This window comes from Geobacillus sp. E263 (genome assembly GCF_007197795.1).
Classification (GTDB): Bacteria; Bacillota; Bacilli; order Bacillales; family Anoxybacillaceae; genus Parageobacillus_B; species Parageobacillus_B toebii.
Genome location: NZ_CP041632.1, coordinates 241,267 through 265,432 on the forward strand (window position 1 = coordinate 241,267; position 24,166 = coordinate 265,432).

20 protein-coding genes and 2 pseudogenes are annotated in these 24,166 nt (G+C 44.4%); 18 read left to right on the forward strand and 4 right to left on the reverse strand.

Annotation, left to right across the window (positions count from 1 at the left end):
• Nucleotide 1 precedes the first annotated feature (1 nt).
• The 3 genes from FNL97_RS01205 to FNL97_RS01215 all read left to right on the forward strand — a co-directional run bounded on the left by FNL97_RS01205 (nucleotide 2) and on the right by FNL97_RS01215 (nucleotide 2,175).
• Complete coding sequence (locus FNL97_RS01205; RefSeq protein ID WP_143416267.1) at nucleotides 2-607, forward strand: DedA family protein; 606 nt, start codon at nucleotides 2-4, stop codon at nucleotides 605-607.
• Nucleotides 608-706: 99 nt separating this feature from the next.
• Nucleotides 707-1,561, forward strand: a complete 855-nt coding sequence (locus tag FNL97_RS01210) for an Rpn family recombination-promoting nuclease/putative transposase (protein ID WP_143414852.1) — start codon at nucleotides 707-709, stop codon at nucleotides 1,559-1,561.
• A 149-nt stretch (nucleotides 1,562-1,710) separates the two neighbouring features.
• On the forward strand, nucleotides 1,711-2,175 hold the full coding sequence (locus FNL97_RS01215; protein ID WP_286170465.1) for a DMT family transporter: 465 nt from the start codon (nucleotides 1,711-1,713) through the stop codon (nucleotides 2,173-2,175).
• A 276-nt stretch (nucleotides 2,176-2,451) separates the two neighbouring features.
• Here the strand turns inward: FNL97_RS01215 and FNL97_RS01225 are convergent, their stop codons facing one another.
• Nucleotides 2,452-2,916: a helix-turn-helix domain-containing protein gene (locus FNL97_RS01225; RefSeq protein ID WP_143414853.1), complete on the reverse strand. Its 465-nt coding sequence runs from the start codon at nucleotides 2,914-2,916 to the stop codon at nucleotides 2,452-2,454.
• 561 nt (nucleotides 2,917-3,477) lie between these two features.
• On the opposite strand from FNL97_RS01225, the gene FNL97_RS01230 reads away from it, so the two are divergent.
• From FNL97_RS01230 to FNL97_RS01245, 3 genes and pseudogenes are all read left to right on the forward strand, one after another.
• The gene (locus tag FNL97_RS01230; protein ID WP_502707775.1) at nucleotides 3,478-4,827 is read left to right on the forward strand and encodes an MFS transporter; all 1,350 of its coding nucleotides are present in this window, start codon (nucleotides 3,478-3,480) and stop codon (nucleotides 4,825-4,827) included.
• 284 nt (nucleotides 4,828-5,111) lie between these two features.
• Nucleotides 5,112-6,254: pseudogene (locus tag FNL97_RS18795) on the forward strand (Rpn family recombination-promoting nuclease/putative transposase).
• A gap of 221 nt (nucleotides 6,255-6,475) precedes the next feature.
• Nucleotides 6,476-6,973: a macro domain-containing protein gene (locus tag FNL97_RS01245; protein ID WP_143414855.1), complete on the forward strand. Its 498-nt coding sequence runs from the start codon at nucleotides 6,476-6,478 to the stop codon at nucleotides 6,971-6,973.
• A gap of 68 nt (nucleotides 6,974-7,041) precedes the next feature.
• Here the strand turns inward: FNL97_RS01245 and FNL97_RS01250 are convergent, their stop codons facing one another.
• Both FNL97_RS01250 and FNL97_RS01255 read right to left on the reverse strand, forming a co-directional pair.
• The gene (locus tag FNL97_RS01250; RefSeq protein ID WP_143414856.1) at nucleotides 7,042-7,296 is read right to left on the reverse strand and encodes a hypothetical protein; all 255 of its coding nucleotides are present in this window, start codon (nucleotides 7,294-7,296) and stop codon (nucleotides 7,042-7,044) included.
• Complete coding sequence (locus tag FNL97_RS01255; protein ID WP_015865225.1) at nucleotides 7,293-7,640, reverse strand: ArsR/SmtB family transcription factor; 348 nt, start codon at nucleotides 7,638-7,640, stop codon at nucleotides 7,293-7,295. Before FNL97_RS01255 ends, FNL97_RS01250 begins: the two co-directional genes overlap by 4 nt.
• 320 nt (nucleotides 7,641-7,960) lie before the next feature.
• Here FNL97_RS01255 and FNL97_RS17845 point away from each other — a divergent pair, with 320 nt between their 5' ends.
• The 12 genes and pseudogenes from FNL97_RS17845 to FNL97_RS01310 all read left to right on the forward strand — a co-directional run bounded on the left by FNL97_RS17845 (nucleotide 7,961) and on the right by FNL97_RS01310 (nucleotide 23,023).
• On the forward strand, nucleotides 7,961-8,119 hold the full coding sequence (locus FNL97_RS17845) for a hypothetical protein (protein WP_172713560.1): 159 nt from the start codon (nucleotides 7,961-7,963) through the stop codon (nucleotides 8,117-8,119).
• A 204-nt stretch (nucleotides 8,120-8,323) separates the two neighbouring features.
• A complete protein-coding gene (gene brnQ, locus FNL97_RS01260; protein ID WP_062677109.1) occupies nucleotides 8,324-9,634 on the forward strand; it encodes a branched-chain amino acid transport system II carrier protein in 1,311 nt (436 codons plus the stop codon).
• Nucleotides 9,635-9,905: 271 nt separating this feature from the next.
• Complete coding sequence (locus tag FNL97_RS01265; RefSeq protein WP_502707819.1) at nucleotides 9,906-11,330, forward strand: N-acetylmuramoyl-L-alanine amidase family protein; 1,425 nt, start codon at nucleotides 9,906-9,908, stop codon at nucleotides 11,328-11,330.
• 418 nt (nucleotides 11,331-11,748) lie between these two features.
• Complete coding sequence (locus FNL97_RS01270) at nucleotides 11,749-12,666, forward strand: Rpn family recombination-promoting nuclease/putative transposase (RefSeq protein WP_240345848.1); 918 nt, start codon at nucleotides 11,749-11,751, stop codon at nucleotides 12,664-12,666.
• A gap of 443 nt (nucleotides 12,667-13,109) precedes the next feature.
• Nucleotides 13,110-14,450 (forward strand): UDP-glucose dehydrogenase family protein, encoded by a 1,341-nt coding sequence (locus FNL97_RS01275; RefSeq protein ID WP_143414858.1) that lies wholly within the window; start codon nucleotides 13,110-13,112, stop codon nucleotides 14,448-14,450.
• Nucleotides 14,451-14,969: 519 nt separating this feature from the next.
• Nucleotides 14,970-15,953 carry an MTP-1 family protein gene (locus FNL97_RS01280; RefSeq protein ID WP_143414859.1) on the forward strand — a complete coding sequence of 328 codons (984 nt, stop codon included), beginning with the start codon at nucleotides 14,970-14,972 and terminating at the stop codon, nucleotides 15,951-15,953.
• A gap of 121 nt (nucleotides 15,954-16,074) precedes the next feature.
• The gene (locus tag FNL97_RS01285; RefSeq protein ID WP_143414860.1) at nucleotides 16,075-17,343 is read left to right on the forward strand and encodes a helix-turn-helix domain-containing protein; all 1,269 of its coding nucleotides are present in this window, start codon (nucleotides 16,075-16,077) and stop codon (nucleotides 17,341-17,343) included.
• A gap of 75 nt (nucleotides 17,344-17,418) precedes the next feature.
• Entirely contained in the window at nucleotides 17,419-18,717 is a 1,299-nt protein-coding gene (locus FNL97_RS01290; protein WP_143414861.1) for an ArsR family transcriptional regulator, read from the forward strand.
• Between the two features lie 153 nt (nucleotides 18,718-18,870).
• Nucleotides 18,871-20,100: a Zn-dependent hydrolase gene (locus FNL97_RS01295; protein WP_143414862.1), complete on the forward strand. Its 1,230-nt coding sequence runs from the start codon at nucleotides 18,871-18,873 to the stop codon at nucleotides 20,098-20,100.
• A gap of 24 nt (nucleotides 20,101-20,124) precedes the next feature.
• On the forward strand, nucleotides 20,125-21,309 hold the full coding sequence (locus FNL97_RS01300; protein WP_143414863.1) for a M20 family metallopeptidase: 1,185 nt from the start codon (nucleotides 20,125-20,127) through the stop codon (nucleotides 21,307-21,309).
• Nucleotides 21,310-21,350: 41 nt separating this feature from the next.
• The gene (locus tag FNL97_RS01305) at nucleotides 21,351-21,551 is read left to right on the forward strand and encodes a DUF3311 domain-containing protein (RefSeq protein WP_015865211.1); all 201 of its coding nucleotides are present in this window, start codon (nucleotides 21,351-21,353) and stop codon (nucleotides 21,549-21,551) included.
• Nucleotides 21,548-23,023, forward strand: a pseudogene (locus FNL97_RS01310) (sodium:solute symporter family protein). Before FNL97_RS01305 ends, FNL97_RS01310 begins: the two are co-directional and overlap by 4 nt.
• A gap of 126 nt (nucleotides 23,024-23,149) precedes the next feature.
• On the opposite strand, the gene FNL97_RS01315 reads toward FNL97_RS01310, so the two are convergent.
• Nucleotides 23,150-24,157, reverse strand: coding sequence for a C40 family peptidase (locus tag FNL97_RS01315; RefSeq protein WP_143414864.1), 1,008 nt, complete (start codon nucleotides 24,155-24,157; stop codon nucleotides 23,150-23,152).
• Nucleotides 24,158-24,166: the final 9 nt, after the last annotated feature.

Below are 24,166 nucleotides of genomic sequence, written 5' to 3' on the forward strand. Positions count from 1 at the left end.
CGTGCAGGCTTGGATCACTGATTTTATGGAGCAATTCGGATATATCGGTATTTTTTTGATGATCGCGCTTGAAAATATTTTCCCGCCGATTCCGTCGGAAGTCATTTTGCCGTTTGGCGGATTTATGACGACGTACACGTCTTTGACGGTGCCAGGCGTCATTGTGGCAGCGACAGCGGGATCGATCGTTGGGGCGATCGTGCTGTATGGGATCGGCCGGCTGTTGTCCGTTGAGCGGCTTGAGCGGATCGTTGACCGCTGGGGCGGATGGCTGCGGGTGAAGCCAGAAGATATTGATAAAGCGAATCGGACGTTTCAGCGTTACGGGGTATGGGCGGTGTTTCTTGGCCGCATGATTCCGCTCGTGCGCAGCTTGATTTCCATTCCCGCGGGCATGGCGAGGATGAATCTTTGGCTGTTTGTCTGGCTGTCGGTATTGGGGACGCTCATTTGGAATACGATTTTAATCTCCGTCGGCGCGGCGCTCGGCCAGTCGTGGGGGAAAGTGTCCGAGGTGATTGGCGCGTATGCTGATGTTGTCTATATTGTGCAGCGTGCCTGTCACACCCCGATATATGTCGAGATTTGTAGAAACAGAGGGTCATAGATTGGCTCTCTGCTTTTGTTTAAAAAATTCATTCCCAAGCAGGAATTTGGTTCGTTTTGTCGAAAAAGTATGTAAAATTTTTGGAGGTGAGGTAAATGTATGGCCGTCGATCACGACCGCTTGTTTAAAGAGCTCATCACAACGTTTTTTGAAGACTTTATTCTTCTCTTTTTCCCGCAAGTGCACGAGCATATTGATTTTCACCATTTATCATTTTTATCTGAAGAACTGTTCACGGACGTGACCGCTGGGGAAAAATATCGCGTTGATTTGTTAGTGGAAACGAAGCTAAAAGGGGAAGACGGTTTAATTATCGTCCATATCGAAAACCAAAGCTACGTTCAACCATCGTTTCCAGAGCGTATGTTTATTTACTTCAGCCGCTTGTTTGAAAAATACCGCACGAACATCGTTCCGATTGCCGTCTTCAGCTACGATACCATCCGCGACGAACCATCTTCATTTACGCTTCGACTTCCATTTGGGAACATACTCCACTTCCGTTTTTTCACCGTCGAGCTGCGCAAACAAAACTGGCGTCATTATATTCGCAACGACAACCCGATCGCCGCTGCGCTGTTAAGCAAAATGGGGTATACTGAAAGTGAACGAATTGAATTGAAAAAACAATTTTTACGCATGCTTGTGCGCATGGAATTAGACGAAGCAAAGCAACGATTGTTAATCGGCTTTTTCGAAACATATGTGCAACTGTCGGATGAAGAAGAACAACAATTACGAAACGAGGTGAACAAGATGGGAACGAAAGAAAAAGAACAAGTGCTCGAATTGTTAATTTCGTATGAGCAAAAAGGATTAAAAGAGGGTGTAAAAAAAGGATTACAACAAGAAAAGCGACAAATTGCGAAAAAGATGTTGGTAAAAGGGTACGACATCCAAACGATTCACGAATTAACCGAACTGCCGATTGAAGAGATTGAAAAATTGAAATAAGGGTGTGATTGTGATGTTTAACAGAGAGCCATCGATTGCCCCTCTGTCATTTTTTTAAAGTCGTATGTAGCAGTAAGGCGGTATTTAGCAAATATGAGGATTTAGCGAGGGGAAGGAAACGATGTGCGCAATGCGGGTCTCGGTGCCGCATAGCCCCGCTACCAGAGGGTTTGGTGCCTGTCACCGCCCAAAATATGATTAAAAAAGCAACGGTCGATGCCCGTGTGATGACAGGATGGATGTTGTTGTTTGGGTCTTTGCTTTTATTTTTCATTAGTTTGTGGATGGAACCGAACGGCTTATCCAGCTTGGCAGGCGGTACGCCATCCCTATGGATGATCTTCCTTGCTTCCGCTGTATTTGCCACTGCGCTCGGCCATATGTTTTACAACCAAGCGATTCAACATATTGGTGCGGTGGAATCGGCGATTTTCATTAATTTGAATCCTTTGTTTTCTTTGCTGGGAGCTTATTTATTCCTCGGAGAATCTATTTCCCATACACAAATGATCGGATTTATTTTAATTGTACTCGGTGTCGTCTTAGGCAGCGGTGTATTGGATGAAATCGAGGTGTTTACTCATCGCTCGAAAATGATGGGGAAAAAGTGTTGAAAAACGGAGCTTGTGGGGCTCCGTTTTTTGGTGAGGGCCTGTCGCTAAGGGGATTTCCTCTGTCTACACAAAAGAACGAATATTCATTATCTTGTGTGAAAAAAATCAGTCCACTATGGATCGAAAATGAAAAATGTAGGTGGGGGAGTCATCATTCTAACATGTTATGTAAATCTTGCAGCATACCGACAAAAACTGGATCGTGATGTATGTTTTCATATAAAGCTGGGCCAATTGTTACATAAGTTTCTGTTATGTTCCCCATATTTTCCTTCTTTACTCCTCTTCCCCTAAATATTCCAACATCTTTTCCGCTATGTTGATGGATTGATTTTTCACCTTTTGTCTTTTTCGGAGAAATGCTGGCCAGCTTGGATGATGGAGAAACTGTGCGGTTGGAATGATCCATTTTCCACTGCCTTCGAGGCGTTGGTACGCATCAATTTTTCCTTCTGCGCAATATCGGCGAACCATTTGCGGTGTGACGTCGAGAAGAAGTGCGACATCGCGAACGGTTAGATATTCTGGAATAGTTGGTTCCGTTATTTGGCTAAGAACGTTCTGAACTTCTTCTTTTTCTTGTTCGTTTAGTGCTAGATACATCTTCTCTTTTTGCTTTTCTAGTTCAAGTGAAAGTCTTACCAGCTCCAAATAACGTCTGGCGTTTTCACTTAGTGTTGATGTTTTTTCATACTCATCATCAACTTTTGAATTTCCTGCTGTTCGAAAAAGAGTAGTCATTTTTTATTCACCCCTTCCTCACCTCCATTATATCAGAATGATTAAAGAAACTAAAGAAAAAAAAGAAATAAAAGAAACTTTTATTAATATTTGTTTCCTTATTAAGGGAAAATATTCTCTGGAATGATTGCTTGCGTGTCTGTGCATTGCAATCCGAAGTTATTGAACAAACACATCATCTTAGTGACCGGAGAAGAACAGACGATTGATTTGCCACGCTCGGATGTCTTGAAATACTATTTTGCCAACGCTTGGTTTTAATCACGTTCATTAGGTATTAGGGTCCGTGTCTTATTTAGTGTTCTTTATATCATCATGATTACAATGATTTTTCCCCCATTCATTAGCGGGAAACGATGATAATACACAAATGTATCATAATTTGTTAAAATTTTATGTATATTATAAAAATTCAAAACATATTTTTTTGGAAGCCAAAGAGTCGTTCTTTCGTCAAAAAAGATAAAGATTTATTTACGTAAACTAAACAAAATCATCAAATATGTAAAGTAACCTATATAGTAGAGTAAGTGATTTGCCGACCGTTTTATAACCGAAAGAATGGGGGAGAGCGCAGTGAAGAAGATAGAAGATGCCTTGCCTTTGCATGAAACAAAAAGGCGTCCGGGATGGAAACTGTATGTTTCTTTGCCGGTTTTATCGTGGGCGTTGTATGATTTTGCGAATACGATTTTTTCTTCGAATGTGAATACGATTTTTTTCCCGCTTTATGTTTCGGAAACGGTGGGAAAAAGCGAGAGCTTGAACCAGATCGCCAGTACATTTATTTCGTATGCGAATGCGTTAGCCTCTTTCTTTTTAGTTTTATTTTCTCCTTTATACGGCACATGGATTGACCGGACTGGGAGAAAAAAGAAATGGCTTGGGATATTTACAGTTCTTGCGGTTGTAGCGACTTTGCTTATGGGCGTTGCCGGATATTCGAATCATGGGAATTTCATTTTTGGATTGCCGGTGTCTTTTGTCATCACCGTGCTTTTATTTGTCGCAGCAAAATTTTTTTACCATTCGAGCCTCGTTTTTTACGATTCCATGATTTCGAGTTTGGGGAATAAACAGGAAATTCCGCTTATCTCCGGTTTTGGTGTTGCCGTCGGATATGTCGGAACGCTTGTCGGGCTTGCCGTGTATCCGTTTGTTGGCGAAAAGGATTACTACCGGGCTTTTATTCCAAGTGCTCTTTTGTTTCTCCTCTTTTCTTTACCGCTTTTTTTCTTTGTCAAAGAAGAAGCCGTTGCGCTAAAACGAAAGACCGGATTTTTTGCGGGCTATCGGGATATTTATGCGACGTTGAAAGAAATGAAAAAGTATCAAAGCATTTTTACATTCATGATTGCTTATTTCTTTTTAAATGATGCCGTGGCGACGACGATCGCCATCATGTCCGTTTATGCCAAAGCCATTGCCGGGTTTACGGCGGGGGAATTTATCCTTTTATATTTAGTTTCCACCGTTTCTAGCATTATAGGTTCCTTTCTTTTCGGCTATATTACGAGAAACAAAGGGGCAAAAAAAGCAGTTTTGTATGTCGGTATTATGATGTGCATCGCCTTGGCGATAGGAGCGCTTGCTTATTCCAAGCTTTCCTTGTGGATCGCCGGAAGTTTGTTCGGCGTCAGTTTAGGAGCGATGTGGGTCACTTCGAGAACGTATATTGTCGAACTTTCGCCGAAAGACAAGCAAGGGCAATTTTTCGGGCTGTTCGCCTTTTCCGGAAAAGTGTCGGCCATCGTCGGTCCGGCGGTTTACGGAAGCATCACCCTTCTTCTTCATTCGTATGGAAACATTGCCAATCGGTTGGCGATGGGATCGCTTTTGGTGATGGTGCTCGTTGGCATTTTCTTTTTGCGGAAAGTAAAGCCGCAGGCGTCTGCCGAGCCGGAAAGCTGACGGGAGATTTTATGGATGCTTGTCACTTGTCAGCCATCGGAAAAACTTTATTTTCTTATCGACAGCGGTCGTATACGTTAGGACAGATCATTATAAAAAGACACACAGTATCTTCCCGAAATTTGCCGGAGATTAGCAGGATAAAAGAGAAGGAGAGCGTTTCCGCGAAGGTGGTTCGCTCTCCTTTTTTGTAAAAAAATTCAGTATTCTTATTGACTTTTCCTTCCTTGCCTATTTTAATGAAGATGTGACCTCTATTCTCCTCAATTACTCTCCCCGAAAGGATGATCCTCGTCATGAAAGAATACCTCGATTTGAAAATGGATTTCATGTTTAAACAGTTGTTTGGCCATCCGAGCCGAAAGCGGATTACGATTGCTTTTTTGAACGCTATTTTGCATCGGAGCGGACGCGACCGCATTGTCGATGTGCAGTATGAAAATACGGAGCTTGCGAAAGAAACGGAAGATGGAAAAACGAGCCGCTTAGATGTGCTCGTGTTTACCGACCGGGGCGAGCGGATTAACGTGGAAATTCAGGTTGTTCACCAGCATGATTTGCCGGAGCGGGTGTTGTATTATTGGGCGAGGCTGTTTTCTGCGTCGCTCTCCTCCGGACAAGCGTATTCTGAGCTTCCTCCTACCATTATGGTTACGATCCTCAACTACCCTTTATTTCCTCATGAAACAGACCGTTTTCATACCGTGTTTCATTTGCGTGAAGATGAGGAACATTTCCTTTGGAGCGCTCATATTGAATTCCATGCGATTGATTTGTCACAGTTTATGGTACAATGGAAGAAATATCGGCGGGAGATGAAAAAGTCGGCAGAAGTGCCATGGCTGATGATGTTATCGGTGGTAGACATTTGAAAAAAATGTGGGATGAAGAATTTGTTTATGAATGTCTAGCTTCGGCGGCTATCCCCTCGCGACGCTTCGGCCCCGCTGTGGCGGCGACACATTGAGTTAACTTCTCTGAGTAACCCACGCAAGGCCAAACTTTGTTTGGTCTGAGCCTCCTCGCGGGTCCTCCAGCGCGTTTCGGGGATAAGCGAGCCGCCTACGCTTTTCGATGAATTGGAGGAGTGGGCGATGAATGAACAAGAAATTCGCGAAGCGTTAGAAGAATGGGAGAAGTTAAGCGTCAGTCCGGAAAACCGATATGCGTATGAGATGCGGCTGAAATGGCTGCGCGACCAGCTTTCCAATCTTCTTGGGGAGCGGCGCGCAGGACTAGAGGAAGGATTAAAGAAAGGGAGAGCAGAAGGATTGAAGAAAGGTCGGGAAGAAGGGCGGAAAGAAGGAGTTCGACAGGTTGCATTGGAAATGCTTCGTGCTGGGTTAGACCTCGAAATGATTATGTCCGTGACGAAACTTAGTAGAGAAGAGTTGAATGAACTAGCTAAGAAAACATTGGACGATTAAATGGTTTATTGCCAAAAATTTATGTAGCGATATGCAAGAGGTCTTATATAGAACATATATGATCGCCTCTTCATGTTTTTGCACAAACAATGGCAGCTCGTTCCTGACAAAAGAATCACGTTTACAGGAGTTCTCTGCCAAGTCTTCAATAGCTAATGGATCAATTGCTTTGATTGTTTTCGAAGAAAGAAAATATTGGAGTGAATTGGAGGGGAATAGTCATGATCAAAGCAGTGCATGGAGACATTACGAAACTTCAAGATGTTTCCTACATTTGCAATGCGGCAAACGGAATCGGCCCGATGGGAGGAGGAGTGGCAGCCGCGATTCGCAGAGCTGGCGGCAAAGAGATTGAAATAGAAGCGATTAAAGTTTGTCAGGAGCAAAATCCGATGCCAGGCGACCTGTATGTCACCCATGCGGGAACACTTCCGTTTCAAAACATTATTCATCTGGTGACGATGAAAGAACCAGCCGGGGCGACCTCTTATGACATTGTCAAAACATGCTTAAACAATTTAGTCGCTTATTGTCAAAAACATGGAATTGACAAGGTAGCCCTTCCAGCATTGGGAACAGGAGTAGGAAATTTGGATAAAGCAAAAGTCGCCGCCATCTTTAAAGAAGTGTTGGAACCGGTGAAAGACATTGAATTTATCGTTGCCGATATTGATGAAGAATTTATCGCATTATTCGCTGGAAGCGGTAATGTTGACTAAAAGGGGAGCGGAGCATCTTCTTTGGTGCTCCGCTCCTTTTGGTATTTTTCAAACACTTTGATTTACCTTTATTCTACCTCTCGAAGGATTTTTTCAACATTTTTCATTCGGTTATTCAAATCTTGAAGTTCTTGAAGAATTTGCTTTTGATGTTCGACGGTGTCTCGTTGTAAAGCAAGCAATTCTTCGGACATTTTTTGATAAGCTTGTTCTTTCCCTGCTTGTATTTTGACGTGCCATGTTTTGATCAAATAGATGATAATGATTGTTGTCAATACCAATACAGTTAAACTATAAAATACACCCGTATGCATGATGTTCATTCTCCTTTCTTCTTGATGGTCAGTGTGTTTATCGATTTTGCAATCAATTCTTTCGTTAAACGAATATCAAAAGGCTTTAATTCATAATATTTCATGGATTTGCCGTCCTCTGACAGCTCCAACTCACTCGTTACCAGCCCTGCTGCCTCTAATTTCTGCAAATGCATATAAAGCAAGGGCCGGCTCATCTGAACGGCTCTTGCTAATTGGCTCACATACTGCCTCTCTTTTGCTAATATAGAAATAATTTTTAAGCGATGAGGGTTCGACAGAGCTTCCAATACAGCAAGCAATTCATCACCAGACAAGTCATCTCCAGACAAGCTCGGATTTTTATTTACCATCACTATGTCTCTCCCTTTTTATTCCGCGTCTTATCCAATCTTCTCGACTGCTATAACCCCGTTTAAAGTTTTACGGTACTCAGCATCCCCCTTTCATTTTGGCATATTTAATAGTTAAAAATTTAATAACATATGTAATAAATATTTTACATGTAAGAATAATATTACATATGTTCATTTTTGTCAACACCATAAAAAACGACTTGTACTTTGGTAAGAACACACTGATCTGATTCAGTTTATGGTCGTCAGCTACTTGTCAAAAAAACAGCACAAAAAAATCGCCATTTACCGTCTTGGCAACGGTTTAGGATTAAGTGATGGAAACATGTGAAAAAGCCACCGGCCGCAAAGCCAGCATTGAATCCATCGACCGATGCCCGTTGTTGCTTCATCGCAAAAAATGGATGACGAGTTGGCTGAAAAGCGGAATATTCGTTGGAAGGGATGATTGCAAATGCGTGGAAAAAGCATGGTAAACCGAAAAGCCTCCCGCTGAATGGTGTTTAGCAGGAGGCTAATTTTAATAATCAGCTCCATTGCTTTGGTTGACGAAATAGCGAAAAAAATGTAATATTAAAAAAGTTTCAATTATACAAAAATAATAAATTTTGATGTAAACTGAGATAAAATGATTGTATTTTTAAAAAATTACAAAGACCATATATGGGAGGGCATCTTAGATGAAGAAAAAAGACATTTTCTTTACGGGGTTAATGCTTTTTGCCTTATTTTTCGGGGCAGGGAACTTAATTTTTCCGCCGTATCTTGGCATGGAAGCAGGGAAAGCGGTTTGGCCGGCGATTATCGGGTTTGTCGTTACAGGGGTAAGTTTGCCTATTTTGTCTGTTGCCGCGATTGCGCTAGCCAAAGATGGGATTCAATCGATTGGAAATTATGTTCATCCTCTGTTTAGTTTATGCTTTTCGCTTATCATTTATTTAGCGATCGGTCCGTTTTTCGGCATTCCGCGGGGAGCGGGTGTCACTTATGAAATGGGAGTAAAACCGTTTCTCAGCGGGAATAGCGGCGCGTTCTCGCTGCTTTTATTTACCATTATCTTTTTTGTGATCGTTTATTGGTTAAGCTTAAATCCGTCGAAGCTGGTTGATCGCATCGGGGAAATATTGACGCCGATTTTGCTTCTTTCGATTGCCGTTCTTTGCATCGCAGGGATCATTCAGCTGCAAAACCCGCTGCAAGAACCGGCGGAAAAATATGCTTCCGCTCCGTTTTTTAAAGGATTTATGGAAGGATATTTAACGATGGATGCGATCGCGGCGCTTGCGTTTGGGATTGTCGTGGTGAACGCTTTAAAAGATAGAGGCGTGCATCAGCAATCGGCAATGATAAAAGCCACTATTCAAGCAGGGTTGATCGCTGGAGTGGGTTTGGCGTTAGTTTATATAGCGACTGCGTTGGTCGGCGCGAAGATGTCTGTAAACGGTCCATTTGCCAATGGCGGGGATTTATTGTCCAGTGCGGCCGCGCTTTTATTTGGAAGCGGCGGAAAGCTATTGCTTGGCGTCATTGTCGCTTTAGCGTGTTTAACGACCTGCATTGGGCTAACTACGGCATGCGCGCAATATTTTCATAAAATAACTCCAAACATATCGTATAAAACTTATGTGACGATCATTACGATGTTTAGTTTAGTCGTTTCTAATTTAGGATTAAATCAACTGATTTCGATTTCCGCTCCGGCGTTAACGATGATTTATCCATTAGCCATTGTGCTTGTGGTCATGTCGTTTTTCCATCGCTTGTATAAAGGTTCTACGAAAACGTATGGAATGGCTTTGTTGTTTACCTCGGTGTTCAGCGTATATGATGGCTTGAAGGCGTTTGGTGTGGATACGCAATGGTTAGAGCCGTTATTATCTTGGTCCCCATTTTTCTCGATGGGATTAGGTTGGGTGGTTCCTGCCATCATCGGGGCAATCATCGGCTTTGTGATGGACAACATCGTCTTGAAGCAGCATCGGACAGCGTAAAAGCTGGAGAATTGGGAACGGCCGCTTTGCTTCGGCATGGCGCTTGCCGTTCCCGTGTTGTTATAAGGAAAAGAAAGCCGATCACGGCAGACATGATGGCCTGTTTTATTAAAAGCGAAGAAGCGGAATGCGGTAATATCGTGGGAAAAGACAGTTCGATTTTAATTTTTTCTTTATTAACGGAAAGGAAAATCAATCCTCCCTTCGAAATATATAGTAAGCGAAGTGGTATTTGATAAGAAGGGAGAATAATAGATTGAATAGGCTGCGGATGAGATCGTTCGTATTTTTTATATGCATGACAGTGTTGCTCGCCGCGCTGCCGACGTCTCAGGCGATGGCGGCAAAACAAACGGCAGTGGTGACGGCGAAGCAGGTAAATGTGCGGCAAGGGCCGGGAACGCTTTATCACGTTGTGATGAAGGTCGATCAAGGGGAAACGTATCGAGTCGTTCGTGAAAAGGCAGGCTGGGTGCAGTTAGAAATAAAGCAAAATCAGACCGGATGGGTCGCCCAACAATACATCGCCTATGTCCGCAAACAGGCGATGGCAACAGAGGATAGACTGCGAGTACGGACCGTCCCGAGCTTGAACGGCAAGGTCGTTGGCTATCTTTCTCAAGGACAAGCCGTTGAGGTGATAGAGAAGGAAAACGATTGGGAGAAAGTGGTGACTCCTTCGTTTATTGGCTGGGTTTCTTCCACTTATCTTGCTTCGAATGATGATAAGAAAACATCGATGAGGCAAACAGGATGGGTAACGGCGGATTCATTGAACGTAAGGGCAAGACCATCGCTGCAGGCAGAACGTGTGGAAAAAGTTACATACGGCCAACAAGTGCAAATTATGTTCAAACAAGGACAATGGTATCAAATTGCCACAGAGAATGGAAAGATTGGCTGGGTGTCCAGTGAGTATATTGCCGCTGTTTCTCCGACGGCTTCGCAATGGGTGAAGGTATTGTATAATGATGTGAATATTCGTTCGGCTCCTTCGCTGGATGGAAACATTAAGGCAACGGCGCGATATGGCGAGCGTTACCGCGTGCTAGGGAAGATTGGCAATTGGTATGAAATTGAGATTCCAGGACGGGGCATTGGTTATATTGCCGGCTGGCTCGTTTCCGCTGGTGCGGATGGCAAATCGGAGTCCAAAACCTTAAAAGGAAAAACGATTGTGATCGATGCTGGACATGGCGGCAAAGACAGCGGGGCCATTAGCCATACCGGGATGATGGAAAAAACGCTGACATTGCGGACAGCGCAGCTTCTCAAAGAGAAACTGCAAGCACAAGGGGCAAACGTGGTGATGACGCGTTCGAGCGACCGGTATGTTTCGTTGTCGGAGCGCGTGCAAACGGCGTATCGCTATCACGCGGATGCATTTATTAGTATTCATTATGATAGTGCAAAAAATCAACATGCCAAAGGAATGACCGTCTATTACTATGATATGTTTTCCGACTATTTGCTTGCCTTGTCGTTGGAACACCCGTTTTCCCGCATGACGTCGATTCCGTTTCGCGGGGTGAGCTTCGGAGATTATTACGTGATTCGCGAAAACGAGCTTCCATCTGTATTAATGGAACTCGGATATTTAAGCAATCCGACAGAAGCGAGCATCATTGCGACAGATCGTTACCAGCAGGAAGTGACAAGCGCGATTGCCAATGGTCTTCGCAATTATTTTGAATAATGAACGAAAAGGCAGGGTGTGGGAGTATCCTGTCTTTTTCTATCTTTAGAAGCAAAGAGACAACATTGTTCTAATAGAATCGTATATGAGGTTGGGAAATTGCTAAAATAGTATAACAGTCAGGGTGAGGGGAGAAGTCGATTGCGTTTCCGGTACTTGAGATAGTAGGAGCATAGCCGGGAAGTATGATGAGTGTAATCACCGACACCATTACAAGCGCAAAAAAGTGATTTTGGTTGAAGAAGTGGAGTAGATTTTTTGAGGTTTTGCTTGGAAAAGAACATTTTCATAAAGCGATGCGCTCTTTGTATTTATCAGAAGATTCATAATTTAATATTGACTTTTTTGCCTCTGTCTATTGTAATAAAGATGCATCCTCTACTATCCTCTATATTTCCTCGAAAGGATGATCCTCGTCATGAAAGAATACCTCGACTTGAAAATGGACTTCATGTTTAAACAGCTGTTTGGGCATCCAAGCCGAAAGCGGATTACGATCGCTTTTCTGAATGCAATTTTGCATCGGAGCGGACGCAACCGCGTTGTCGATGTGCAGTATGAAAATACGGAACTTGCGAAAGAAACGGAAGATGGCAAAACGAGCCGCTTGGATGTGCTCGTATTTACCGACCGGGGCGAGCGGATTAACGTGGAAATTCAAGTTGTTCAACAGCATGATTTGCCGGAGCGGGTGTTGTATTATTGGGCGAGGCTGTTTTCTGCGTCGCTCTCTTCAGGACAAGCGTATTCCGAACTTCCTCCAACCATTATGGTTACGATCCTCAACTACCCTTTATTTCCTCATGAAACAGACCGTTTTCATACCGTGTTTCATTTACGTGAAGATGAGGAACATTTCCTTTGGAGTGCTCATATCGAATTCCATGCGATTGATTTGTCGCAGTTTATGGTACAATGGAAGAAATATCGGCGGGAGATGAAAAAGTCAGCAGAAGTGCCGTGGCTGATGATGTTATCGGTGGTAGACGGCCGTGATAGCAGATTAGATGAAACGATGTGGAGCGAATTGGAGGAGTGGGCGATGAATGAACAAGAAATTCGCGAAGCGTTAGAAGAATGGGAAAAGCTAAGTGTCAGTCCGGAAAACCGATATGCGTATGAAATGCGTTTAAAATGGCTGCGCGATCAGCTTTCCAATCTTCTTGGGGAGCGGCGTGCAGGACTAGAGGAAGGATTGAAGAAAGGGCGGGAAGAAGGACGAGAGGAAGAACGGAAGAAAATGATTCGCCATATGGCGGCAAAAGGAATGACAGCGAAAGACATCGCCGATCTCACTGGCCTTACGGAAGAGGAAGTGCGAAAGTGGATGAAATAGTACCGGTGTAGCGCATTGTTTCTTTTCGAGTTTTGCCAAAGAGAAGGAGAGCTTGCCACAGTCAGAAGTGGACGGCTCTCCTTTTTGTTTTTTTCAATAATTAGAAGTATCAAGCACATTAGTAACTTATAAAGAAAATGAATAAATCCAATAAAATCGATAAATTCAACAAAATCAACAAAAACCAATGAATTTCGTCATAAATAGGTAAATCGAATAAACCTTTAGAACACTCACATGGAATTCCATATGATGGATCTGCACTTACATACACAATCATGGAAAATGCAAAAGAGGTTCATTATCAGTTATAATAACTTCATATATGAATGAGAATATCATGGACGAATGCGAGCGTTTGGCAGAAATGATGGGTTATTGGACGGCCGTATGCCATGAATCGCATTTGCGAGCGGAGTAAACCATCAAAGGTGTGATGAAATATGGATATTGCCGTAGCGGGTGTAGGATATGTGGGACTAGTCACGGCCGCGTGTCTGGCGGAAAAGGGACATAAGGTGGCGTGCGTGGATGTCGATGTGGAAAAAGTGGCATTGCTTCAGCGAGGGAAATCTCCGATCTATGAACCTGGGTTGGAGGAGTTAATAAGAAAAAATCGCGAGCGGTTGTTGTTTACGGCTGACTATGCGGCGGCGTGCCGGCGGGCAGATGTGATTATCATCGCTGTTGGCACCCCGGAAGAGCCGGATGGATCCGTGAATTTGCAATATGTATGGGAAGCGGCAAAGCAGATTGCGCAGACGGTGGAAAAAGACTGTGTAGTGGCGGTGAAATCTACCGTTCCCGTTGGGACAAGCGATCAAGTGGAACGTTGGATATATGAACACCGGAAGCACCCCGTTCATATTGAGGTTGTGGCGAATCCCGAGTTTTTATCACAAGGGACAGCAATCAAGGATACGCTGCATGCGTCAAGAATTGTGTTAGGGGTAGAATCGCCGCATGCGGAGAAGATCATGAAAGAAGTGTATGACCCGTTTTATCTTCCTTATGTCGTGACAGATCGAAAAAGTGCGGAAATGGTGAAATACGCATCCAATGTTTTTCTCGCCTTGAAAATATCCTATATTAATGAAATCGCGAATTTATGCGAAATGGTTGGCGCCAATATCGAAGACGTGGCGGAAGGAATGGGAATGGATCCGCGGATCGGGAGCCGTTTTTTGCGCGCCGGCATCGGTTATGGCGGGTCGTGTTTTCCGAAAGACACGAAAGCGCTGCGTTGGCTTGCCGATGGTTGCGATTATGAACTGAAAACGGTGCAAGCCGCAATGGAAGTGAATGAAAGTCAAAAAGTGAAATTGATCGAAAAGGCAAGAACGTACGTGAGCCATTTTCGCGGGCTGGAGGTGGCGGTGTTAGGTCTTACGTTTAAGCCGGGAACGGACGATATAAGGGAGGCCCCTTCCCTTGCTAATATCGCGGTATTATTGGAAGAAGGCGCAAATGTAAGGGTGTGGGACCCTGTTGGGATGGAAAACGCAAAGCGCGTATTTCCAAAGGAAATCACCTATTGTTCGACGATCGAAGAGGCGGTTGCGAACGCCGATATTTGTTTTATTTTTACGGAGTGGCCGGAAATCCGGCAATTTGACGTCCGTCAATATGCGAATTTAATGAAAACGCCGCTTGTGTTGGATGGGCGGAATTGTTACAGTCTAGCGAGTGCGCGCGAGGCAGGAATCATTTACGAATCGATCGGCCGAAAACGGGTGTGTCCGGCAGAGGACCACTTGCCGTCTGAACATATCCCCGTCAAGTAGATAGCAATCCCCATTGTCGTTTCAAGGAAAACAGTGGACAATCCAAATTCATAAGCGGAAGGAAAAATCGTATAGTCAGCAAACTTACCTTAGCTCCTATTGCGTTGGGCTAAGGTAGTTTTGTTTCTGATGAATTTTTTATGATTGCAGAAGGCTATGTTGGGCGGAATAATGTGTCGAATTTCAACCTGAATTTATATAATGATATAGTAAAAAAACCGCGTATTATCAGTGCAAAAGATTTGCAAGTAAAGAATAGCTAAAAAATAATAATTTAGTGAAGCGAGTTGGTCTGAATGCACCAAATGCAAATAACATGAAACAATTGGTAAAAATAACAAAAACTTTTCTTTCTGGCGTTTGGCCAATTGTGATGGGCATAATGCGTTTTTGGTGCTAGTTACCTACTTGACTTCTGATGCCAGCTTGTTAATATCTAATAAAGGTAAACACCTTCATTATATTACTTTGCGACAATACATCTATGTGAAGCATTATGATATATTTGGGAGGAGTTTTATGCTGTTGAAGAAGGCCAGCGTCAAAACATGTGAGGTGTTATTAAAAGAGTTTGAACAAGGGCCGAAGCCGTTTAGTCCGGAGAAGTTGGTTTTTACAGGAGTGGGAGAACGGGATGTATATAATATCTCGGCACCGTTTGAAGACGAGGGAGAATTTGTTATCGCTGGTCGAGTAGAGCCAAGAGATAGTGAGCATTCGGAAGTGCATTTCTTTGTGAACCGTGGAGAAGAATGGGTGCCAAAGGAAGGAGCGCCAGTATTCACGCTTCAAGACCCATTTGTTTCGAGAATTCGCGGGGAATTGATCTTCGGTGGAGTACAAACTTTTCCACATCCATCCATAGAAGGCACCTTAAGCTGGAGAACGATTTTTTACAAAGGGAAGAATATCTCTAGTTTAAAAGAATTTGCAAAAGGCCCAGATGGGATGAAAGATATTCGATTGATTGAGTTAAAAGATGGATCAGTTGGTGTGTTTACACGTCCGCAAGGGGAAAAAGGCGGACGAGGGAAAATAGGTTTTACACGAATCGATTCATTAGATGAGTTGACAGTGGAGATCATGGAAGAGGCTCCTCTTTTGGATAATCAGTTCGTAGATGACGAATGGGGAGGAGTCAATGAACTTCACTTGCTTTCGAATGGACTTGTTGGTGTTCTTGGGCATATTGCTCGTTTCGGTGAAGATGGCAAACGCCACTATTATCCGATGGTATTTGTGTTGAATCCGGATACAATGGAGCTTTCCGATATCGAATTAATTGCGACAAGATCACATTTTTTGGAAGGTCCTGCGAAACGCCCAGACCTCGTTGATGTGGTATTTAGCGGCGGGTTAATTCGGAAGGAGGATGGCACTGCAGATTTTTACGCGGGAATTAGCGACGCGGAAGCACAAAAAATTACTGTCATCGATCCATTTGTGAAATACGAAAGACTAGGAGATGGCCGTGAACATTTTGCCAAAACTAGGTTCGCCTAGTTTTGGCATTTTTTTATACAAATTTGTATCAGTAAATTTAGAAATTTTATATGTTTTTGCGATAGAAAGCGAGCGCTTTTTGGTAGAATGATAATATAGAACAAAGAAGTGGAGTGATAAAATGAAATCGGATAAAAACGCCCCATATTCTCGCAGAAGTGGGAAGGGGAACATTGTTTCCATACAAACCGCAGTGGATCAACAATTAACGGAATGCATGCATGATTTATTATGGTATGCGACCGAAGAATATGCGGATGAGTTGTTAAAAACCATCGGCGATCCAGGAGAATGGGAACAACATGGGGAAATCGGAGAGGCGATTAGTTTTTTTATAGCAAATTGGACTATTTTTTGCGTTCCAGTGACGCCGCGGGGCGAAACGATCATTGAGCGATATGTAAAGTGGAGAGGTTCGTTATGGCGGCCTTCCACTCGCTCCATTCTTGCGTCATGGATTGGAGCGGCGCCGTCTTTTGATATAGTGGTAGAGCTTCAAGGAGAACGGCGTTTCGTCGTTCAAGATGTGTTGACATTGGAAAAACGAGTCGTGCGCATTTTTGACAGTGAGCCATTGCCGCAAGTGCAAATAGGAGATTTGCTAATGGGGATTATAGTGCCTGCCGGAGAGGAATACACGTATTTTACCACCTTTTTTTCATTTCCAAATATGATCGCCCATGAAATTGCATGTTCGCTAAAAGAGGATTGGGAAGCATACGGACCGGAAGATGCGCGTGCATTTTTGCGGACATCCTTTCCAAGCGCGTGGATGACGGCCGTTCGTTTGCTCGTGTCATTCATAGCCGATCCGTTCGAATGGGAACATCCGAATTACGCAGCGGTGGTTTATGAATTAGAAAAGAAAATGCCGCAAAGTATGAATTTGAATATGGCAAAAGCGATTTGGCATGAATATTGTGATACCTGCCAACCTGTTATTCGCAGCGTTCCTTTGCATGCGGCTGCTTTGCATTATTTTGTTTGTCGGATTTTGCGCGGCGAGGCAGTAACACAGACGGATTTGGCGCATCTTTATGGCGTTTCCGCAAGCAGTATTTCCAAGAAAGTGAATGAGATGATGGATTATATGACAGATCATCTCCTATCGGAAGATTTCGAAGAGGACGATGATTTCATCGAGGAATGGGATGATGACGAGTATTGGGATGAGGAAGAGCCATACCCTGTTAGCGAACTTGTGGAGTCGATGCTCGATAAACTTGTAAAAACAGGATATATATTTGGAAAAGAACAGAATCGGCAGGAGTTAAATCAGCTTGTTAATGAAGCGGTACGTGAGTTTTTCGAAGTGGAGGAAAATAAAATATACGATCGCAAAGAAATTCACGCCATCGCCGAAAAGGTCATCGCTGATTTACTGGACTGAAGAATGGGCTGCATGCGCAAACGTTATTTGACAACAAAGGGGATTTTGCGGTCCTGAAAAGGGGAGGGACGAACGATTCGCATACGTCTGGGAATATTAGGGGCGGATGATTCGTTGGAAATGATTCAAAACATTGCGAATGAATATAAGGAGCTTTATTGTGTGCCTGTTGTATATTGGGACGAAGACGAAATTATCGATCTTATTCGTCCGTTTATTCATCAAGTCGATATGTGGCTTTTTTCGGGACAAGTTCCTTATTCTATTGTGAAAGAGTGGGGAGAGGTCGACTGCCCGATGTTTTATGTTCCGCATACGGGGGCAAGTTTATATCGGACGCTGTTGCATATTTATTATGAGCGGCAAATCCCCATCCATCAATTAAGTTTTGATACGTATCATCCATCGGAAATCGAACGGCTGTTGGATGAGGCGGGGATTTGCGAACGAGTTCCGCATGTGAAACATTATCAAGGGGAGATTTCCGCGGAAGTTTTAGCACAGTATCATTATGAGTTATGGAAGCAAGGAGTAACGAAAGCGGCGGTGACATGTTTGCGGACAGCGCATCTTGAATTACAAAAGCTTGGCGTGCCCGTATATCGCGTGCTGCCTGCCCGTTCGGCGGTGGAGTCGGTGATGCAAATGATCATTCGCACGGGCGAAATGCTGCGCTTTCAAGACGCGCAAATCGCTGTCCAGATGATCGAAGTCGACTCGTTATCTGCGATATCGAGCGAAACATTTTCGACTGATGAAATATATAAGATGGAAATGAAAGTAACGGAAAAGTTGTTGAGATATGCCAAAAAAATACAAGGATCGTTGAAAACTGCCGGTCCTGGCCGTTATGTTATTTTTACGACAAGAGGAGTATTAAAGGATATCACCGATCATTACAGAATCATTCCGGCGATGGATGAAATAGAACACATTGATCAAGAGATGGTGACGTGTGGAATCGGGATAGGAAGGACTGCTTATGAAGCCGAAATTCATGCCGGTAAAGCGTTTCTTCATGCGAAGAAATATGGAAGAGGCACGTGGATGGTCATATTTGATGATGATACGATTGTTGGGCCGTTAGGTCGTTCGGAACAAATACGTTATTCTTTTGATTGCGCCGAGCTGCAGGCGATCAGCCAAAAAACGAATTTGAGTGTCGCAACATTGAGCAAATTAAGCGCCATATTACGAAAGCTGGGAAAAAATGAGATTAATGCTTACGAACTAGCAACACATATGCAAATTTTGCCAAGAAGCGCAAGACGGATTTTGAATGAATTGAAACATAAAGGATTGGCGGAGGTCATTGGCGAAACAAATCCATATCCTCGCGGCCGTCCAAGAAAAATTTATCGTATTTTTTTATGATTATTAGTAGCGAACAAACGTCGTTTGTTCGCTATATTTTTTTTAATATGAATTTTTTATAAATTAAATTATTCAAAAATTTTAATAATTATATTATAATTAAGGTCATAACCGAAATTCATCCGTAAATCGTAATGAGAAGGGAGGAACGAAATGATTAATGAAAACCGGCTTTGGAATCGGCTGATGGAATTAGGCAAGATTGGAAAACAGCCGTCAGGTGGGGTTACTCGTTTATCGTTTACAAAAGAAGAACGTGCCGCAAAGGAAAAAGTAGCTTCGTATATGAAGGAAGCAGGGCTTGCCGTGTATGAAGATGCGGTTGGAAATTTGCTTGGACGTAAAGAAGGAAAAGATCCGGAGGCCGCTGTCGTGCTGGTCGGTTCGCACTTAGACTCCGTCTATAACGGAGGAATGTTTGACGGTCCGCTCGGAGTGCTTTCCGCGGTGGAAGTGTTACAAACGATGAACGAACGAGGGGTGGAAACGAAGCATCCGATTGAAGTCGTTGCCTTTACCGATGAAGAAGGAGCACGCTTTAGTTACGGTATGATCGGCAGCCGTGGAATGGCGGGAACATTGTCGGAGGAAGAACTCGTTCATCAAGATAAACATGGAATTTCGATTGCCGAAGCGATGAAAGCAGCGGGGCTTGACCCCAGTGAAATAGGCAAGGCTGCGCGGCGAAAAGGATCAGTAAAAGCTTATGTCGAGTTACATATTGAACAAGGGCGTGTTTTGGAACAAGCGAATCTTCCCATCGGAATTGTCACAGGGATCGCCGGGCTTGTATGGGCGAAATTTACGGTAGAAGGAAAAGCGGAACACGCCGGGGCAACGCCAATGCCAATCCGCCGCGATCCGCTTGTTGCCGCAGCACAGATCATCCAAATGATCGAACAAGAGGCGAAAAAGACAGGAACCACCGTGGGAACCGTTGGGCAAATGCAGGTGTTCCCGGGAGGAATTAACGTCATTCCGGCACGAGTCGAATTTTCCTTAGATTTGCGGGATATTGACGCGGCAGTGCGCGATAACGTATTCCAGTCGATTATTGAACGAGCGCAACAAATTGGCCAAGAGAGAAATGTAAAGGTCACTGTCGAGCGGCTGCAAGAGATGCCTCCGGTATTATGTTCCGAACTTGTACAAAATGCAGCGAAGGAAGCGTGTAAACAACTAGGTTTTGATGTGTTCTCCCTTCCTAGCGGCGCTGCCCATGACGGGGTGCAGCTCGTGGATCTTTGCCCGATCGGGATGATTTTTGTCCGCTCGAAAGATGGGATCAGCCATAGCCCGGAGGAATGGAGTTCAAAGGAAGATTGTGCGGCCGGTGCGAACGTATTGTACCATACGGTAATGCGTTTAGCGATGGGAGAATAAGATGGGAAAAAGGGGGAAGAGAAGATGACAAAAACAGAAATTAAACAGCTGGTGGATGAAATCAAAGAGGAAGTCATTGCATGGAGACGGCATTTGCATGCAAATCCGGAGCTATCGTTTCACGAAGAAAAAACGGCGCAATTCGTTTATGAAACGTTGCAGTCATTTGGCAATTTGCAGCTTTCTCGTCCGACAAAAACGAGTGTTATGGCGCGGTTAATCGGGGATGAGCCGGGAAAAGTGGTGGCCATTCGCGCCGATATGGATGCACTGCCGATTCAAGAGGAAAATACGTTTGAGTTTGCTTCAAAAAATCCAGGCGTGATGCATGCGTGCGGGCATGACGGGCATACGGCGATGCTGCTTGGCACAGCGAAAATTCTTTCGCGGCTGCGGCCGCAAATCAAAGGAGAAGTCCGCTTTTTGTTCCAACATGCTGAAGAACTGCATCCAGGCGGCGCGGAAGAAATGGTGCAGGCAGGCGTGATGGACGGCGTCGATGTCGTGATTGGCACCCATCTTTGGGCGCCATTAGAAACTGGCAAGATTGGCATTGTGTACGGCCCGATGATGGCTTCTCCAGACCGCTTTTTCATTCGGATTCATGGAAAAGGCGGGCATGCTGCTTTGCCGCACCAAACGATCGATTCGATCGCGATCGGCGCGCAAGTAGTGACGAACTTGCAGCATATCGTGTCGCGCAACACGGATCCGCTCGAGCCTCTCGTCGTTTCGGTGACGCAATTTATCGGCGGGACGACGCATAATGTCATTCCAGGCAGCGTGGAAATCCAAGGAACGGTGCGCAGTTTTGATGCAACGCTTCGCCAGAACGTACCAAAATTAATGGAACGGATCATCAAAGGCATTACCGAAGCACACGGCGCAACTTACGAATTCGAATATGAATACGGTTATCGTCCGGTTGTTAACAATGAGAAAGTGATCCGCGTCATTGAGGAGACAGTACGCGAAGTATTTGGCGAGGAAGCGATTGATCATCTGAAGCCGAATATGGGCGGAGAAGACTTTTCGGCATTCCAGCAAAAAGCACCGGGAAGCTTCTTCTATGTCGGCGCCGGAAATAAAGAAAAAGGCATTGTCTATCCGCACCATCATCCGCGCTTTACGATTGATGAAGATGCATTAGAAATCGGCGTGCGCTTGTTTGTCCATGCGGCGCTCAAACTGTTGGCGGAAGCCCCGTAAAAGCTTCCGCTTCCTATTATTCCGTGAGGGAGGAAATAAGGATGAAAGGAATTCGCTGGCTGATGGTGCTTCCGTTTCTTGGCATACTTGGCGGCATCCCGTTTGCCAATAAAGTGACTCCATACGTGCTTGGCATGCCGTTTATTCTCTTTTGGCTTGTCGCTTGGGTGATTCTCACTTCCGCCATCATGGCGATTGTCTACCGCTTTGATCCGGAAGTGCGGGAGGAGGAGCGTACATGAATGCTGCATTGGTGATTATTTTCGCTTTCCTGTTGCTTTCCCTCTATTTAGGGGTGCAAGCGCGCAAAGGAAAAGATATGAACTTGGAACAGTGGACGGTCGGCGGCCGCGGGTTTGGCACGATCTTTGTCTTTCTCCTCCTGGCCGGCGAAATTTATACGACATTTACCTTTTTAGGCGGAAGCGGTTGGGCTTACGGCAAAGAAAGGAGGCCGATGTTTTACATTATCGCGTACGGCTGCTTGGCGTATGTGCTGTCATATTGGATGCTTCCAAAAGTATGGAAATATGCGAAAGAGCATCAGCTGATGTCCCAATCTGACTTTTTTGTTAGCAAATACAACAGTCCGCTGTTAGGGGGGCTCGTTTCCCTAGTCGGGGTGGTCGCTCTTATTCCGTATTTGGTGCTGCAGCTAAAAGGATTGGGTATTATCGTTTCTCAAGCTTCATACGGCACGATTTCGTCGACGGCGGCGATATGGATCGGTGTTCTTTCCGTTACAGTGTACGTGATGATTTCGGGCATCCACGGCTCGGCGTGGACAGCGGTAGTGAAAGATATTATGATTTTAGTTGTCGCGGTCTTTTTAGGTCTTTATCTTCCATTCCATTATTACGGCGGAATTCAGCCGATGTTTGAAGCAATTGAACAAGCAAAACCAGGGTTTCTCGTATTGCCGGACAAAGGCATGAGCGTGTCTTGGTTTATTTCCACCGTGCTGTTAACGGTGCTTGGTTTTTATATGTGGCCGCATACGTTCGGTTCGATTTATTCGGCGAAAAGCGCCAACGTTTTTCGGAAAAATGCGATGATTTTGCCTCTTTATCAGTTAGTGCTGCTGTTTGTCTTTTTTGTCGGCTTTGCAGCGATTTTGCAAATTCCGCATTTAGAAGGCTCCGATGCTGATCTGGCTTTATTGCGGTTGTCCATTCAAACGTTTGACCCTTGGGTCGTCGGGCTGATCGGTGCAGCGGGGCTGTTGACGGCAATGGTTCCGGGTTCGATGATTTTAATGACAGCATCGACGTTGCTTGCGAAAAACGTCTATAAAGTGTTTTCTCCTTCCGCTACCGACGATCAGGTCACGAAACTAGCGAAATATCTCGTCCCTGTCATTGCGTTAGTTTCGTTATATTTCACGTTCCGCGGCGGAAATACGATCGTTGCACTGCTTCTTATGGGATATAGCCTCGTGACGCAGTTGTTCCCATCGTTTGTGCTCAGCCTGATGAAAAACAATTTTGTGACGAAACAAGGAGCGTTTGCCGGTATTATCGCTAGTGTTGCGACAGTTGCCTATATTACATTATCGGGCAGCAGCATCGGCACGTTGTTCCCTTCTCTGCCGTAGGTCGTGCAAGATCTGAATGTCGGAATTATCGCATTGATTGTGAATATCGTTGTCACGGTGGTCGTAAGCTGGATTCCGACCCGATCTGTCAGCGTCGACACAGAAAAAAGCGTGATGTAGGGAGAGGGAACTTCTTTTTATGTCTGTATTTTCCAAAATGGGGTTGTTGTTCTAACAGACACAATGAGGAAAAAAGAAGAAGGAGACATGAGCTGAAACATTCATGTCTCCTTTTTGTGTTCTTTCTTATTTGTTGATGTATCTTCTTGCGCCGGCGAACTCTTCGCCATATCCAGGAGCACGGTAATCATCAACGCGTACTGTTGTGCTGGAGTTTGGCGAGTGGATCATTTTGCCGTTGCCGATATACATGCCGACGTGGTGGACTCTTCCTTTTCCGTTATTGTACGCAAAGAAGAGAAGATCGCCCGGTTGCAGTTCGCTTTCCGGGACAGGTGTACCGAACTGGGCCTGTACGGATGAATCACGGGGAATGGTAATACCGTGCGCTTTATAAATCGTATGGGTAAACCCAGAGCAGTCAAAGCCAAATCCGGATGTTCCTGCCCATAAATAAGGTAAGCCTAAAAACTGTTTTGCGGTATTGACTAAGTCTTCTCCAGTTGGTTTCGGAATGTCTGCTTCAGTACGGAAAATTTGGACATCCTCTTTTCTTAGCCATTTGGCCCCATCACTTGGTGTCATCACTTTGACTGCGTTTTTTGTTGAGTGAATCACAGGAAGGCGAGTGTTAAAGCTGATTTCCATAAATTTATGGTTCCCTTTTGGATCTTTGTAAAGCCACGCAGTTGGCGAAGTGACTTGGGCAAATGGTTTCGATTGAAATTGTGCAAATGCGTTTCCTTTGGTCAGTTGGCGAATTGGCACCCAACCTGGATATCCAAGCGGATGGCGCGGCGTTGGTTGGCCATGTACGACAACTTTAGCCCAATCTCCTTGTTTTTCTAGTATCGTGACTTTCATGCCGTATAACGCTTGTGTTTCGAGATTTCCCACTAACCATAGTTTTTCTTCGTACGTCATGCTTTTTGTCCACTTCCACATATCGACCGGGTTGGATAGTGATGGACTGTCAATGTCTCTTGCAATATTCGGCTCTGTCCAAAGCGTTGCGACAGAGACGTCAACATAAGCCGTTTCATCCTTGTTCGTTTTGGCATTTGCAGGTGAAAGAAAGAAGAACATCATGCAGAAGCAAAGGAATGCGGTGAAGTACTTTTTCCATTTTTTCATTGCTCATCC

Excerpts from the sequence above, each read along its gene's own strand:
- FNL97_RS01255 (WP_015865225.1), bottom strand. The coding sequence starts at position 7,640 with ATGGTAAATAAAAATCCGAGCTTGTCTGGAGATGACTTGTCTGGTGAT.
- FNL97_RS01245 (WP_143414855.1), top strand. The coding sequence starts at position 6,476 with ATGATCAAAGCAGTGCATGGAGACATTACGAAACTTCAAGATGTTTCC.
- FNL97_RS01275 (WP_143414858.1), top strand. The coding sequence starts at position 13,110 with ATGGATATTGCCGTAGCGGGTGTAGGATATGTGGGACTAGTCACGGCC.
- FNL97_RS01250 (WP_143414856.1), bottom strand. The coding sequence starts at position 7,296 with ATGAACATCATGCATACGGGTGTATTTTATAGTTTAACTGTATTGGTA.
- FNL97_RS01265 (WP_502707819.1), top strand. The coding sequence starts at position 9,906 with ATGAGATCGTTCGTATTTTTTATATGCATGACAGTGTTGCTCGCCGCG.
- FNL97_RS01270 (WP_240345848.1), top strand. The coding sequence starts at position 11,749 with ATGAAAGAATACCTCGACTTGAAAATGGACTTCATGTTTAAACAGCTG.
- FNL97_RS01295 (WP_143414862.1), top strand. The coding sequence starts at position 18,871 with ATGATTAATGAAAACCGGCTTTGGAATCGGCTGATGGAATTAGGCAAG.
- FNL97_RS01300 (WP_143414863.1), top strand. The coding sequence starts at position 20,125 with ATGACAAAAACAGAAATTAAACAGCTGGTGGATGAAATCAAAGAGGAA.
- FNL97_RS01280 (WP_143414859.1), top strand. The coding sequence starts at position 14,970 with ATGCTGTTGAAGAAGGCCAGCGTCAAAACATGTGAGGTGTTATTAAAA.
- FNL97_RS01230 (WP_502707775.1), top strand. The coding sequence starts at position 3,478 with ATGGGGGAGAGCGCAGTGAAGAAGATAGAAGATGCCTTGCCTTTGCAT.
- FNL97_RS01315 (WP_143414864.1), bottom strand. The coding sequence starts at position 24,157 with ATGAAAAAATGGAAAAAGTACTTCACCGCATTCCTTTGCTTCTGCATG.
- FNL97_RS01225 (WP_143414853.1), bottom strand. The coding sequence starts at position 2,916 with ATGACTACTCTTTTTCGAACAGCAGGAAATTCAAAAGTTGATGATGAG.
- FNL97_RS01210 (WP_143414852.1), top strand. The coding sequence starts at position 707 with ATGGCCGTCGATCACGACCGCTTGTTTAAAGAGCTCATCACAACGTTT.
- FNL97_RS01305 (WP_015865211.1), top strand. The coding sequence starts at position 21,351 with ATGAAAGGAATTCGCTGGCTGATGGTGCTTCCGTTTCTTGGCATACTT.
- brnQ (WP_062677109.1), top strand. The coding sequence starts at position 8,324 with ATGAAGAAAAAAGACATTTTCTTTACGGGGTTAATGCTTTTTGCCTTA.
- FNL97_RS01285 (WP_143414860.1), top strand. The coding sequence starts at position 16,075 with ATGAAATCGGATAAAAACGCCCCATATTCTCGCAGAAGTGGGAAGGGG.
- FNL97_RS17845 (WP_172713560.1), top strand. The coding sequence starts at position 7,961 with ATGGAAACATGTGAAAAAGCCACCGGCCGCAAAGCCAGCATTGAATCC.